Here is a 14,279-nt window from a genome sequence, read left to right as displayed (position 1 = left end):
ACGAGGACACTATGAAGCTGAAACTTCTCGCCAGTGTCGCTGCTGCCGGGCTGTTCGCAGCCGGCGCCGCGTCGGCTGAGCCGGATGGTTGGTACGGCGCGATTGACGCCGGTTACCACATCATCGACGACATCAACGCTGAATCGTCCACGACCGGCGCGAACTGGAACTGGGAAGTGAACGACGGCTGGGCGGCTTTCGCTCGCCTCGGCTACCGCTTCAACCCGAACTGGCGCGTTGAGCTCGAGGGCGGTTACCGCTCGGGCGACATCGGCACCGTGCGCGCCGTTTCGGGCACGCAGGGCCTGTGCAACCTGACGCCGGCCACCGGTCCTTGCCACTCGCCGGAAGGCGACATCGAGTCGACCACCCTGATGGCCAACGTCATCTATGACTTCGGCTCGCCGGAATGGACCCTGCGTCCCTTCGTCGGCCTGGGCGTCGGCGTGAACCGCGTCAACACCGACACCGTCGGTCGTCTGCGCGCCACCCCGGGCGTGACCTTCACCGCCGACGACAGCTCGACCAAGTTCGCCGCTCAGGCGATCGCGGGTCTGGCCTGGGCCGTTTCGGACCGCGCCAACATCGACCTGACCTACCGCTATCTGACCGGCGACGCCGCGTTTGATTCGTCGGTGGCCGGCACGGGCGCCATTCCGTTCGGCGAATGGTCGGGCGACTATGACCAGTCGCACACCGTGACCCTGGGTCTGCGTTACGCCTTCGGCGCCGAGCCGGTCGCTCCCCCGCCGCCGCCTCCGCCCCCGCCGCCCCCGCCGCCGCCCCCGCCGCCCCCGCCGCCGCCTCCGCCGCCTCCGGCCAAGCCGGCTGCGCGTCAGTTCGTGGTCTACTTCGACTGGGATCGCTCGGACCTGACGGCTGAGGCCCGTTCGGTGGTCACGCAGGCCGCCAACTACGCCAAGTCGGGCGCTCCGACCCGCGTCCTGATCGTCGGCTACACCGACACCTCGGGTTCGCCGGCCTACAACCTGGGTCTGTCCAACCGTCGTTCGCGCACCGTCGCCGACGCCCTGGTCGCCCAAGGCGTCAACGGCGGCGTCATCGCCCTCGACGGCAAGGGTGAAACCAACCTGGCCAAGCCGACGGCCGACGGCGTGCGCGAGCCGCTCAACCGTCGCGCCACCATCGACATCAACTTCTAAGGCTCTGAGGGACCGGCCAAAACCGGTCCCGATGACCTCGATGGTCGATACCGAAGCGGGTCGCCGGCCTTTCGAAGGGCCGGCGACTTCCTCTTGGGGTTTAGTTCCCGACAATCCTGGCGTGTTCCTCGGGACTTGTCATGAAGGGGATGTCGGCTCTAGGAGGGGCTTCGCTCCCTAGAAAGAATCAGTGCGTGCTGGCGCCATTCGATCCTGATCAGTCTCCCGTCGACCAGCAGGTCGGCGAGGATCTGCAAGGCCGACGGTTTTTGATCGTGACGGCGCCTTTCGGCGGCTTCGGCGGCGTGCTGGCCCGGGCCTTGACCCGTCGTGGGGCCGAGGTGGCCCGCATGATCTTCAACGCCGGCGACGCCGCGAGCTGGCGTGAAGGCGGCGCGGTGCGTTTCGATCAGGGCGTCAGCCAGTGGCCGACGCGTTTGCGCGAACTGTCGCAGGACTTCACCGACATCGTCGTTTTCGGCGAAGGCGGCCCCTATAATCAGGGGGTGCTTGCCCAGGCCGGCCAGTTGCAGGCGACCATATGGGTTCTCGAGAACGGGTATTTCCGTCCCGACTGGATCACGGTGGAGCGCAACGGGGTTAACGCCTCCAGCGCCCTGGCGCGCGACGCCGCCAGCTACGGCGCGCCGACGCCGCCTCTGCCCGTGACGCGGCCGATCGGCAAGATCCTGCCGCATCACGTCATCAATATCAGCCTCTATCATTTCATCGTCTGGGCGGGGGGAGCTCTCTATCCCCGTTTTCGCTCGCCCTACACCACGCCCGCCTGGCGTCAGTGCCTTGGCCACATGGCGCGCTATCTGAAGCTTATCTTCCAGTCGCGTCGCAAATTGGCGGCGGACGTGATCGCCGCCCGGGGCCCCTACTTCATCGCCTGTCTGCAGCGCGAGGGGGACGCCCAGCTGTTGCGATACTCCCGGTTCGCGGACAACGCCGGCTTCCTGGCGGAGGTGATGGACAGTTTCGCGCGTCACGCTTCTGCGGATCAGCGCCTGGTGGTCAAGAACCACCCACTGGATCCCGGTCTCGTCAATCTGGCGGCGGTGACCCGACGTCTGGCCGCCGAGCGTGGCTTGTCGGGCCGGGTCGATTTCATCGACGGCGGGAACCTGGCGCAGTTGTGCCGCGCCTCTCGCGGCATGGTGGTCAACAATTCGAGCGCGGCCCTGTCGGCGCTGGGTTTCCACACGCCGGTGAAGGTGCTGGGCCAGGCCTTCTTTGATTTCGAGGGCATGACGGATCAGCAGCCGCTGGACGGTTTCTGGCGCGCGCCTGTGGCGGCGGACCCCCAGCTCTTCACGCGCTTCCGCGCCCATGTGATCGCGCGCACCCAGATCAACGGCAATTATCACGAGCCCCGGGCCATGGTCTGGACCGCTTCGGCCATAGCCGAGAGGTTCGCCCGGCAGGCGTCGTCGCAGGGCTGAATCCGATAATCCACAGGGGTGTGGCGATATGGCCACCTTTGGGGCTTGTCATATCACTGTCACACGACTGTCGCCCAAACTTCCTGCATGCGCCTTAAGGCCCTGCCCATCTCGACAGGCGTTCTGGCCTGCCGCGCAGGCGCTACGCCTTTTCATCACTGGGGATACAGACCGATGACCACCCGCAAGCAGCTGTTCTGGGCGACGACCGCCCTCATGAGCGGCGTTCTCATGGCCGGCGCCGCCTCGGCCCAGTCGACCGCTTCGCAAGCCGTTGAAGAACGCGCCTCGCAGGTCGGCGATGTCGTCGTGACCGGCGTTCGCGGCCCGCGCAACATCAACGGCGCCATCGTCGCCGAGCAGGTCGGCAAGTCGCGTTCGACCATCACGCAGGAATACCTGTCGACCCAGGCCGCCGGTCAAACCGTTCTGCAGTCGCTGAACCTGCAGCCGGGCGTGAACTTCACCAACACCGACGCCTACGGCAACTCGGGCGGCGACATCACCATCCGCGGCTTCGACGCCCAGCGCATCTCGCTGAACCTCGACGGCGTTCAGCTGAACGACTCGGGCAACTACCAGATCTACTCGAACCAGCAGCTCGAGCCCGAGCTGGTTGAACGCGCCAGCGTCAACCAGGGCACGACCGACGTCGACAGCCCCACCGCTTCGGCCACCGGCGGCACGATCAACATGACGACGCGCCGTCCGGCCAAGGAATTCGGCGCCATCGTCCAGCCGTCGGTCGGCGGTGAAAACTATCAGCGCATTTTCGGCCTGATCGACACCGGTGAAGTCGGCCCCTGGGGCACCACCGCCTGGTTCGCCGCTTCGGCCACCACCTATGACCAATATGGCGACAACCCGGGTGAGCTGAAGAAGCACACCTACAACGGCCGCATCTATCAGCCGCTGGGCGACAACGGCGACTTCCTGTCGCTGGCCGGCAGCTATGTCCGCAACCGCAACAACACCTACGGCAACAAGAACGTCGACCGCTTCAACGCGGGCACGATCGACGCCGGCAACACCTCGACCTGCCTGTTCGATCCGGCCGTCAACGGTACGGTTCAAGACCAGGGTTCGTCGGCCGGCGGCGCCAACCCGGGCTGCGGCAACTACTACAACTACTTCCAGAACCCCTCGAACACCTTCAGCCTGCGCGGCCAGTCGCGCTTCACGCTGACGGACAAGCTGACGCTGACGGTCGACCCGACCTACCAGTACACCCTGGCCAACGGCGGCGGCACCCAGAACATCTGGGAGAATGACCAGCGCCTTCAGGGTTCGAAGTTCGATCCGCTGAACCCGAACGCCAACGGCGTCGACCTGAACGGCGACGGCGACACGATGGACCGGATCAAGCTGTATTCGCCGTCCAACACCAACACCAACCGTTACAGCGTCAACACCTCGCTGATCTACGCTCTGACCGACAACCACCGTCTGCGTCTGTCGTACACCTTCGACACCGCCAACCACCGCCAGACGGGCGAGTACGGCCTGCTGCGTCAGAACGGCGACCCGGTGAACCCGTTCGGCGGCTACAAGAACGGTGGCGCCGATCCGATCCTGACGCTGGACGGCACGCCCTTCCAGAAGCGCGACCGTCGTTCGCGTGCAGAACTGAGCCAGTTCGCGGTTCAGTACATCGGCAACCTGTTCAACGACGCCGTGACCCTGGACGTGGGCCTGCGCGCGCCGCGCTTCTCGCGCGACCTGCAGAACTACTGCTATCAGATCAACACCTTCGACGCCTACTGCTCGGCTCAAACCCCCACGGGTTCGAACGCCTCGGCGGGTGCTCCGGTGAAGTTCTCGCGCAAGTATGACGACATCCTGCCGAACGTCGGCGTGACCTGGCGCTTCGCCCCCAACCAGCAGATTTTCGCTTCGTATTCGGAAACCCTGTCGGCGCCGCGTACGGACGACCTGTATGACCGGATCCCGGCCACGCCGGAGCCGGAAACCGCCACCAACATCGACCTGGGCTATCGCTACCAGTCGGGCCGCCTGATCGCTTCGGGCTCGGTCTACCTGTCGAAGTTCGAGAACTACATCGCTCGCGCCATCACGGACGTGCTGAACCCCGACGGTACGCCGACGGGTGAGACGATCGTCACGAACATCAACGCCGGCGACGTCGATCGCTGGGGCGCTGACGGCCAGATCGGCTACATGTTCACCGACAACTTCTCGCTCTACGCCTCGGCCTCGTACCTGGGCAGCGAAGTCAAGGAAGACATCCCGAACGACCCGGCTCCCTACAAGACGGGCGGCAAGGAACTGTTTGAAGTGCCGGAGTGGCAGTACGCTCTGCGCGCCGAATACAAGCGCGGCCCGTTCACGATCGGCGTCCAAGGCAAGTATGTCGATGAACGCTGGACGAACCTGATCAACGACGAACAGACCCCGGCCTACACCGTGGTCGATCTGGACGCCCGCTACGACCTCGATTTCATCAACGAGGGCATGTACTTCCAGGTCAACGTCATGAACCTGTTCGACGAGGAATACCTCGGCAACATCTCGACGGACATCTCGGGCAACCGCAGCGCCGCCCTGGGCTCGCCGCGCACCGCCATGGCCACCCTGCGCCTGACCTTCTAAGTTCAGACGCAATCAAGACAGGGAAGGGCGGTCCGGAGACGGACCGCCCTTTCTTTATGAATGGGCCTGCCGAGTTGCGCTATCTGAGGCCGAAGCCGACCTGGGTGCGGCCCATGGTCCCGCAAACATTGAACCGGGTGGCGTCTCGGCCTATCTGGCGCGGCTGACTTCCCTGCATTCGGATCGACCTCGCCCATGACCCAACCCATCCCCGCCGAATGGACGCCGCACCGCGCCATGTGGGTCGGCTGGCCCAGCCATCCCGAGCTGTGGGGGGAGTATTTCGCGCAGGCCCAGGACGAGGTCGAAGCCCTGGTCCGCGCCCTGGCGGGGCCGGGCCGCGAGCAGGTCAGGCTGATGGTCGGCAATGACGAGGCCCTGCCGGGCGCCCGCGCGCGTCTGGACGGCGTGGCTGGCGTCGAGGTCGTGGCCGCCCGCTTCGGCGACATCTGGCTGCGCGACACCGGCCCGATCTTCAATGCGGGTTCGAAGACGGCCCAGACCTTCAGCGTCAACGGCTGGGGCGGCAAGTACGACTATCCCCACGACGACGAGGTCGCCGACCAGATCGCCGAGTTTTCCGGCGTGCCGACGACGCGTCACGATTTCATCCTCGAAGGCGGCGCCCTGGACCACGACGGCGAGGGCACGGTCCTGACCACCCGCCAGTGCCTGCTGAACAGGAACCGCAACAAGACCTGGACCCAGGCCGACGCCGAGGCCGCCCTGGCCGCTTCGGTCGGCGCCAGGGTGGTGGTCTGGCTGGGCGACGGCCTGCTGAACGATCACACCGACGGCCACGTCGACAACCTGGCTCGCTTCGTCGCGCCGGGCGTGGTGGCCTGCCCCATCGCCTTCGGCCGCAACGACCCCAACGCCGAGGTCTATGACGAGACCGCCCGCACCCTGATGGCGTCGACGGACGCCGCCGGTCGTCAGCTCAAGGTCCTGCGCATCCCGTCGCCGGGCCTGGTGCTGGACGTCGACGAGCGCCCCGTCCCCGCCAGTCACATGAACTTCCTGATCGCCAACGGCGCTATTGTCGTGCCGACCTATGGCGATGACACGGCCGCACGTCTGGCGGGCGAGGCCCTGGCCACCGTCTTCCCCGACCGCGAGATCGTCCTGTCGCCGTCGAACGCCGTCCTGACCGGCGGCGGATCCTTCCACTGCATCAGCCAGCAGGAGCCCGCGTAAACATGACCCGCACCGTCACCGTCGCCGCCCTCCAGACCTCCTACGGCGAGGACATGCAGGCGAACATCGACAAGACCATCGGCCTGATCCGTCAGGCGGCGGCGAGGGGCGCGCAGGTCATCCTGCCGTCAGAGCTGTTCCAGGGGCCCTACTTCTGCGTGACGCAGGAGGAGCACTGGTTCACCGCGGCCTATCCGTGGCGCGAGCATCCGGCCGTGGTCCAGCTGCAGCCGGTGGCGAAAGAACTGGGCGTGGTCATCCCTGTCTCGATCTTCGAGAAGGAGGGGCCGCACTACTTCAACTCGATGGTCATGCTGGACGCTGACGGCGAGGTCCTGGGCGTCTATCGCAAGAGCCATATCCCCGATGGTCCGGGCTATCAGGAGAAGTACTACTTCCGTCCCGGCGATACCGGCTTCAAGGTCTGGAGCACCCGCTTCGGCCGCATCGGCGTCGGTATCTGCTGGGATCAGTGGTACCCCGAGGCCGCCCGCGCCATGGCCCTGCAGGGCGCCGACATCCTGATGTATCCGACCGCCATCGGCTCCGAGCCGCATGACGCCACGCTGGACACCGCCGCCCCCTGGCAGCGCGCCATGCAGGGCCACGCCGTGTCCAACGCCATGCCGGTCATCGCCTCGAACCGTATCGGTCACGAGACCCTGACCGAGACCGGCCAGAGCTTCTACGGCCACTCCTTCATCGCTGATCATCGCGGCGATCTGGTCGAGAGCCTGACGGGCGAGGAGGGCGTGCTGGTCCACACCTTCGACCTCGACTTCCTGGATCAGTACCGCGCCGCCTGGGGGTTCTTCCGCGACCGTCGCCCGGAACTGTACGGCGCCCTGGCGACCGGGCGCCCGGCCTAACGACGCGTGTTCCGCGCCACGACATTGCCCGTGGCGCGGTCGCCGTCGTCGGCGCTGCTGCCCCAGGGATAGCCGCTATCCTCGCCGCAGTAGGACCGGCGGCCTTCGCGTGCGCCGACCACGACCAGCTGCGGGCGCAGTCGCTCGGCGCCGGAAAAGACATTGTCCGTGATCTGATTGTCCGACGGGGTCTGGTGCCGGATCACGCCGCGCTCGCCGCAGTTGCGATACAGGAAGACGCCCGGCCTGCCGCCCAGGTCGAAGCGGTTGCCGGTGATGCGGTTGCGGGCGGAGCCGTCGACGGAGACGGCTTCGCGCCGGGTCGCCACGGCGATGGTGTTGTTCGCGATCCGGTTGTCGGCGCTCTCGGCGTCCAGATAGAGGGCGGTCGCGTCGCTGCGACCGCTCAGGGTTGAGTTCGTCAGGCTGAGTCGCGTCACGCCCGGCCCGACATAGAGGGGGATGGAGCCGGTCCCCACGATGGTCAGCCGGTCCAGTGCGATGTGCGAGGGCGCCGACCCTTGCGTCATAGCCGTATGGTCGGCGGTGCGCGACGAGGCGCGCAGATCGTCATAGCCCCCGTCCGCCCCCATGCCCCAGACACGCACCGCGCCGTGGATGACGCAGTTGGCGATGCGGATATCGGTCGGGCGGCTCCAGTGCTCGGCGGTGATGCGGCGCGACCAGACGGCGATGGTCGGCTGACGGGTGGTGGTCGTCACGCCGGGGCGGCCGACTGTCCCGCCGTTGCAGTCCAGCCCGGCGCCCGAGGCCTCGGCGCCCTCGATCAGGATAGGACGGAGGATGCTCTGGTCGTCGGACAGCACGGCGCGACAGGTCAGAAGATAGGGCGCTGTCGCCTCGGCGGTCAGCTCAGCCAGCTCCGCCGCCGTGCAGGGGCGGGCGGCGGGCAGGGCCCAGGGATCCGGCGCGGCGCCCAACAGCAGGAGCGCCAGCAGGGACGACATCAGGGCAGGGGCGTGGCCAAGGCCAGGCGCTCGGCGGCGCAGCCGGGGCTGGTCAGGCCGGTGGCGCGCACGGCGGCCAATTCCACGCGGGCGGCGGCCAGATCGGCGTCGAAGCCGGGCGTGGCGGCGGCGGCGTCGAACACGGCCTTGCCCAACACCTCGCCGGCGGCGACGTCGCTGGGATAGTGCATGCCGCAGACCAGACGGCTCAGGCCCATTTCGTGAGCGGTGTGTCGGGCTTCGGCCGCGTGCCGTGGCTCCAGCGCGGCGAAGGCCTCGCCATAGACGGCGGCCACGGTCGAGCTGCCGGAAGGATAGGAGGCGCTTCTGCGGCCTGCTTCGCTGACGCGCTGGCAGGGACGGCGCGCGGGATCGTCGCCGACCGGACGGGCGCGGAAGCCGCGCGCCTTGACCAATTCGGCGGCGGCGTCGGAATCGTCGAACAGCCGCTGCATCATCTGGTTCAGGCGGGGCGTGGCCGCCGAGCCCAGACGCACGCCCAGGGCGCAGTCGAAATGCTGCAGGGCCAGTGGCGGGCGAAGTTCGGCGTGAGCGGTGGCCAGCAGCCAACGGTCGCTGTCTTCCAGCGCCGTGAACTGTTCAGAGCGGGCCTTGTCGGCCAGGTCGACGGACGAACCGGCGACGGGCGCCGGCGGCGTGGCGTCGGCCAGGGCCTGAATCAGGGGACCGGTCAGATAGCCCCTGGCTTCCGGGGCGGCGGCCTGAACCGCCTGGGGACGCAGAGCGGCGGGAGTGCCGGCGCAGGCCGAGAGCAGGGCGGTGACGACGATCAATCCAGCGGTCGCCCCGCGCATCAGACCCCGGCGCTCCAGGTCAACTGGACCGAGGTCAGGCCGTCTTCACCAGGCGAGGCGACGACCTGCAGGCTGGCGCCGCCGGTCTTGCGGGCGGCGGCGCCATAGGCGCGGGCCTCACCCTGGTTCATGGCCATGACGGGGGCCAGACCCGCCGCCTCGGCGCGTTGGCGATAGAAGGCGATGACCGTTTCGGGCAGGGCGTCGGTCGTGAAGGTGATCAGGCCGCCGGGACCCGTCGGCCCTGAAGCGAGCGTCGCGGGACTGTCGGCCTGGGCGCCGGGATAGAGGGCGGCGAACATCGGCGCGCCGTCGATGGCTGTGGCTTCGGCCAGGACGGCGGCTTCAGGCGCTGCGGCAGGGGCGAGCGGCTCGGCCGCCGAGGTTTCGGCGGCGGCGGACGCGCTGTCGGCGGTCGGCGGCGGACTGGCCTCGGGCGCGGCCTCACTACGCCCGTCGCACCCGGTAAGACCGACCGTGAAGGCCACGGCGACGGCTGCCACGCTACGCTTCATTCCGCCTACGTCCTTGAGACTGTTCAACTTGATGAACACCGTGGCCCATCCATGCGGCGGCAGCAAGGCGGTTCAGCCGGTTGGCGCATCCACATCGTCGCCGGGCTGACCTGTGGCCTTGCGGGCTTCCTCGGGACCGCCGGCGGGTCTGTCGCCCTCGTTCTTGGCGCGTCGTCCTTCGGCGGCGAGAGCGGCGTTGATGACGTCCTGGTCCGGATCAATATCCGAACCGGACGCCGAGCCGCCTCTGAGCGAGCCCGCGCGGGTATCCGAACCGACGTCGGTGCCTTCCAGCGCGGTCTTCAGGGCGTCCCGGGTGTGGCCCAGATCAGGCTTCTCGCCCATGACGGCGGCTTCGCGGGCTTCCTCGGAGTCTGTCTTGGGGGCGGTCATCTGTCATCTCCTTCGCCAGAGACAACGCGGGGCCTCGGGGCCAGGGTTCCCGATAAAGAGAAGGCCGGTGGATCGCTCCACCGGCCTTGCATCCGTGATGACGGCGGAATGCGCGCGATCAGCGCTTGCGCTTGCGAGCGCCGGCCTTGCCCTTGGGGCGCGACAGGCGGACCACCTTGCGGGCGGCTTCCTCGGCCGAGGTGCGGACCGTGGGGATCGAGCGCGGGGCCAGGCCGTAGAGCGAAGCCATCGGGGCGTCCTCGACCGCAGCGATCTCGTGCTCGCCGTAGCCGTTGAAGCCGGTCGTCATGGCCACGCCATAGGCGCCGAGCATGCCGATCTCGATGAAGTCGCCTTCCTGCACATCGGCCGGCAGCCAGAACGGACCCGGCATGTGGTCGATGCTGTCGCAGGTCGGACCGTAGAAGCGGAAGGGCTTCAGCTCGCTCGCGCTTTCACCGTCCCGGACCAGCTTGGTCGGGAAGGGCCAGCGCGAGTGGGTGGCGTCGAACAGCGAGCCGTACGACCCGTCGTTCAGATACAGGGCGTCGCCCTTGCGCAGGTCCACGCGGCACAGCACCGACGACGACTCGGCCACCAGGGCCCGGCCGGGTTCGCACCACAGCTCGGTCGTTTCCGACACGGGCATCTCGTTGAAGCCGCGGTGGATGGCGTCGGCGTACTCGCTCAGGTCCGGTGGGACCATGCCCGGATAGACCGAAGGGAAGCCGCCGCCGACGTCGACGATATCGACGAAGACGCCAGCCTTCTTGATGGCGCGGCTGACTTGCGACATGGCCGCTTCATAGGCCGAAGGCCGCATGCACTGCGAACCGACGTGGAAGCTGACGCCCATCAGGCCGTCCTGCACCGCCTGGCGAACGGCCAGCAGCAGGGCGGGGGCCGCATCCGGCGAGACGCCGAACTTGCCCGACAGGGAATAGGCGGCGCCGTCGGCCGAAACGGCCATGCGCACGACCAGGTTCAGGTCGTCGGCGTTGTCGGTCGCCTCGATGATCTTTTGCAGCTCGTCATGGCTGTCGAGCACGAAGGTGCGCACGCCGTGGTCGGCGTAGGCCGCACGGATGGCGCCGCGGCTCTTGACCGGGTGCATGAAGGCCAGACGTGCATTGGGGCTGACCGAGCGGACCAGCTCGATCTCGGCCAGGGAGGCGACGTCGAAGGCGTTGACGCCCTGCTCGACCAGGGTCTCGATGACCCAGCGCGAAGGGTTCGCCTTCACCGCATAGAAGACGTCGGCTTTCAGATTATCCTGGAACCAGCGCGCCGCTACGGAAACCGAACGCGGTCGCACGAGGGCGACGGGACGTTCAGGGGACCGCTCACGGACCAGGTCCAGGGGAAGTTGGTACGTGCGCAATTCACGTAACCCCCTGCTAATTGTTAACCCAGACCGGCGTTAGCAGCGCTTAACGGTTAGACCACGGGGTCCGCCGGAACGCGCGATGTAGGGATGCGCGACCGTCATGTAAAGTGGTAATTTCGTGGCTCCATCCACATCCCGTCCACAGGGGAACCGGCGCGTCAGGGCCTCAGACTGGACGAAATCGACGCAGCCATGCCATTAAGACTTGTCGAAACGCGCGTGGCGCGTCATGCGGCGCCCCCTGTTGCAACCGCCACCCACGGGTTCATGAGTTCTTCAACCGCCGCCGTCGCGTCCGTAAGGGATGTGTCGAAGACCTACGGAGCCAGGAAGGCGCTCGACGGCGTGTCCGTCGAAGTGGCCGCCGGCGAGATGGTCGCCCTGATCGGTCCGTCCGGATCGGGCAAGTCCACCCTGCTGCGCTCCATCACCGGCCTGCACCCCATCGACCCCGGCAAGGGGACGATCCAGGTGTTCGGCGAAACCGTTCAGCAGAACGGCCGCATCACCGGCGCCGTGCGCAAGGCGCGCGGCAAGCTGGGCATGATTTTCCAGCAGTTCAATCTGGTGGGGCGTCTGTCGCTCTTCTCCAACGTCATGCTGGGCGCGCTCGGCCGTCTGCCTGGCTGGCGCGGCGTCTTCGGCGTCTGGCCGGCGGCGGACAAGGACAAGGCCATGGCGGCCCTGCACCGGGTCGGCGTGTCCGACTACGCCGCCCAGCGCGCCAACACCCTGTCGGGCGGTCAGCAGCAGCGCGGCGCCATCGCCCGCGCCATCGTCCAGGGGGCGCAAGCCATCCTGGCAGACGAGCCGGTCGCCTCGCTGGACCCGGTCTCGGCCCGCAAGGTCATGGAACTGCTGGTCGAGCTGAACAAGCGCGACGGCATGGGCGTGATCGTCACCCTGCACCAGGTCGACTACGCCATCCGCTACTGCGATCGCGTCATCGCCCTGCAGAAGGGCAAGGTGGTCTATGACGGCCCCTCGACCGGTCTGGACTCCAAGCGCCTGATTGAAATCTACGGTCCCGAGTACGAGGACGCGTTCTGGGAAGCCAAGGCATGACCCGCACCCCCATCACCCGCCGCCTGCTCGGCGTCGCCGCCGTCGCCGCCCTGACCATGGGCCTCGCCGCCTGCGGCAAGGGCGAGGAAAAGACCTCGGGCGCCGCGCCGACCGAGATCACCTTCTCCATCCTGTCAGCCGAGGGCCAGGCCTCGTCGGGCCCGCTGTGGCAGCCGCTGCTGGACGACATGTCCAAGGCGATCGGCGTGCCGGTGAAACCCTATTTCGGTTCGAACTATACGGTTCTGGTCGAGGCCATGCGCGGCAACCATACCCAGGTGGGCTGGTTCTCGGCCAAGCCCGAGGTCGAGGCCATCGACCGCGCCAACGCCGAGGTCATCGCCCGCACGGTCAACCGCGAGGGTCTGGACAGCTACCAGTCGACCCTGATCGTCAAGAAGGGCTCGGGCATCACGCTGGACAAGGTGCTGGCCTGCGGCAAGCAGTACAACTTCGGCATCGGCGACGCCCAGTCGACCTCGGGCACCCTGGCGCCCATGACCTTCCTGTTCAACGCGCGCGGCGTCGTGCCGTCGCAGTGCTTCAAGACGGTGCGTTCGGCCAACCACCAGGCCAACGCCTTCGGCGTGGCGACCGGCGTGATCGACGTCGCCACCTCGAACAGCGTCAACACCATCTTCATCCGCCGCGAAAACCCGCAACTGGCTGAGCAGATCGAGGAGATCTGGGTCTCGCCGCCGATCCCGGAAAGCGGCATCGTCGTGCGTGAAGACCTGGACCCGGTCCTGAAGGAAAAGATCCGCAGCTTCTTCCTGACCTACGGCCAGGGTGAAGGCGCCGAAGCCGAGCGTCAGCGCAAGGTTCTGGCGGGTCTGGAGTATTCGCGCTTCGCCGCCGCCGACGACAGCTACCTGAACCCGATCCGCGAAATGATCGCCGATCAGAAGCGCGGCGAAGCCGAAGCCAAGGGCGACAAGGCCGGCGTCGCCGCCGCGACCGCCGAGCTTCAACGCCTGCGCAGCCTGCGTGAGGTCCAGCCTTGACCTCTGCTCCGCTGACGCCAGCCGTGGTTCCGGCCGCGCCGCAAAAGTCCGCCGTCTCCTGGGCGATGGACATCCTGGTCTGGGGCGGCGTGATCGCCGTCCTGCTCTACAGCATCGACGCCGTCGACCTGGGCAATATCTCGCGGCTGTTCTCGGGCAATGAGAGCACGCGCCTGTTCGTGCAGGACCTGCTGCGCCCGGACTTCTCCGACTGGAAGATGTTCGTCGCCAAGATGTGGGAGACGGTCCAGATCGCCCTGTGGGGCACCTTCCTGGCCGTCCTGTTCGGCATTCCCCTGGGTCTGGCCGCCGCCCGCAACATGGCGCCCGCCTGGGTCGTGACGCCGGTGCGCTGGGTGATGAACCTGTTGCGCTCGGTGCCGGATCTGGTCATCGGCCTGCTGTTCGTCACCGCTGTGGGCCTCGGCCCTCTGGCCGGCGTCCTGGCCATCACCCTGAACACGGCGGGCGTTCTGGCCAAGCTGTTCTCCGAAGCCGTCGAGTCGATCGACAAGGGACCGGTCGAGGGCGTGCGCGCCACCGGCGCGACCAAGCTGCATGAAATCGTCTGGGGCGTGATTCCCCAGGTCGCGCCGCTGTGGACCTCGTTCGCCCTCTATCGTTTCGAGTCCAACAGCCGCTCGGCCACCGTCCTGGGTCTGATCGGCGCGGGCGGCATCGGCCAGGTGCTGTTCGACAGCATGAACGCCTTCAACTTCCGCGCGGTGTCGGCCATCGTCATCATCGTGGTCATCGCCGTGACCCTGATCGACACCCTGTCGCAGGTCATGCGCAAGCGCCTGCTGTAATCGCTATCGGTCGGGGTAAGTTTGCCCTGACTGTCA

13 protein-coding genes are annotated in these 14,279 nt (G+C 67.4%); 8 read left to right on the top strand and 5 right to left on the bottom strand.

Going from position 1 to position 14,279, the window contains the following annotated elements; genetic code table 11:
* Positions 1-11: 11 nt before the first annotated feature.
* The 5 genes from ACZ5XO_RS13840 (at position 12) to aguB (ending at position 7,287) form a co-directional block, all read left to right on the top strand.
* Positions 12-1,163 carry an outer membrane beta-barrel protein gene (locus ACZ5XO_RS13840; protein WP_464162974.1) on the top strand — a complete coding sequence of 384 codons (1,152 nt, stop codon included), beginning with the start codon at positions 12-14 and terminating at the stop codon, positions 1,161-1,163.
* 194 nt (positions 1,164-1,357) lie between these two features.
* Entirely contained in the window at positions 1,358-2,611 is a 1,254-nt protein-coding gene (locus ACZ5XO_RS13835; protein WP_464162972.1) for a capsule biosynthesis protein, read from the top strand.
* A 174-nt stretch (positions 2,612-2,785) separates the two neighbouring features.
* A complete protein-coding gene (locus ACZ5XO_RS13830) occupies positions 2,786-5,221 on the top strand; it encodes a TonB-dependent receptor domain-containing protein (protein ID WP_464162971.1) in 2,436 nt (811 codons plus the stop codon).
* 195 nt (positions 5,222-5,416) lie between these two features.
* The gene (locus ACZ5XO_RS13825) at positions 5,417-6,418 is read left to right on the top strand and encodes an agmatine deiminase family protein (protein WP_464162969.1); all 1,002 of its coding nucleotides are present in this window, start codon (positions 5,417-5,419) and stop codon (positions 6,416-6,418) included.
* Positions 6,419-6,420: 2 nt separating this feature from the next.
* Complete coding sequence (gene aguB, locus ACZ5XO_RS13820) at positions 6,421-7,287, top strand: N-carbamoylputrescine amidase (RefSeq protein ID WP_464162967.1); 867 nt, start codon at positions 6,421-6,423, stop codon at positions 7,285-7,287.
* On the opposite strand, the gene ACZ5XO_RS13815 is transcribed toward aguB, so the two are convergent.
* The 5 genes from ACZ5XO_RS13815 to ACZ5XO_RS13795 all read right to left on the bottom strand — a co-directional run bounded on the left by ACZ5XO_RS13815 (position 7,284) and on the right by ACZ5XO_RS13795 (position 11,359).
* On the bottom strand, positions 7,284-8,255 hold the full coding sequence (locus tag ACZ5XO_RS13815) for a NosD domain-containing protein (RefSeq protein ID WP_464162965.1): 972 nt from the start codon (positions 8,253-8,255) through the stop codon (positions 7,284-7,286). The two genes, aguB and ACZ5XO_RS13815, sit on opposite strands and share 4 nt — an antisense overlap.
* Positions 8,255-9,070, bottom strand: coding sequence for a phosphatase PAP2 family protein (locus ACZ5XO_RS13810; protein WP_464162963.1), 816 nt, complete (start codon positions 9,068-9,070; stop codon positions 8,255-8,257). Before ACZ5XO_RS13810 ends, ACZ5XO_RS13815 begins: the two co-directional genes overlap by 1 nt.
* Positions 9,070-9,585, bottom strand: a complete 516-nt coding sequence (locus ACZ5XO_RS13805) for a hypothetical protein (RefSeq protein WP_464162961.1) — start codon at positions 9,583-9,585, stop codon at positions 9,070-9,072. The genes ACZ5XO_RS13810 and ACZ5XO_RS13805 overlap by 1 nt, the downstream gene beginning before the upstream one ends.
* Before the next feature lie 72 nt (positions 9,586-9,657).
* Positions 9,658-9,978, bottom strand: coding sequence for a ribonuclease (locus tag ACZ5XO_RS13800; RefSeq protein WP_464162959.1), 321 nt, complete (start codon positions 9,976-9,978; stop codon positions 9,658-9,660).
* Between the two features lie 118 nt (positions 9,979-10,096).
* Complete coding sequence (locus ACZ5XO_RS13795; protein WP_464162958.1) at positions 10,097-11,359, bottom strand: type III PLP-dependent enzyme; 1,263 nt, start codon at positions 11,357-11,359, stop codon at positions 10,097-10,099.
* Between the two features lie 273 nt (positions 11,360-11,632).
* Between ACZ5XO_RS13795 and phnC the strand changes: the two genes are divergently transcribed.
* The 3 genes from phnC to phnE all read left to right on the top strand — a co-directional run bounded on the left by phnC (position 11,633) and on the right by phnE (position 14,243).
* Positions 11,633-12,430 (top strand): phosphonate ABC transporter ATP-binding protein, encoded by a 798-nt coding sequence (gene phnC, locus ACZ5XO_RS13790; RefSeq protein WP_207823439.1) that lies wholly within the window; start codon positions 11,633-11,635, stop codon positions 12,428-12,430.
* Positions 12,427-13,434, top strand: coding sequence for a phosphate/phosphite/phosphonate ABC transporter substrate-binding protein (gene phnD / locus ACZ5XO_RS13785; protein ID WP_464162956.1), 1,008 nt, complete (start codon positions 12,427-12,429; stop codon positions 13,432-13,434). The genes phnC and phnD overlap by 4 nt, the downstream gene beginning before the upstream one ends.
* 65 nt (positions 13,435-13,499) lie before the next feature.
* Positions 13,500-14,243 (top strand): phosphonate ABC transporter, permease protein PhnE, encoded by a 744-nt coding sequence (gene phnE / locus ACZ5XO_RS13780; protein ID WP_464164929.1) that lies wholly within the window; start codon positions 13,500-13,502, stop codon positions 14,241-14,243.
* The last annotated feature ends 36 nt before the right edge of the window (positions 14,244-14,279 follow it).

This window comes from Brevundimonas sp. T2-11, from assembly GCF_055397675.1.
The sequence above is the reverse complement of the archived record's forward strand: the minus strand, read 5'-3'. Positions and strand labels throughout refer to the sequence as shown.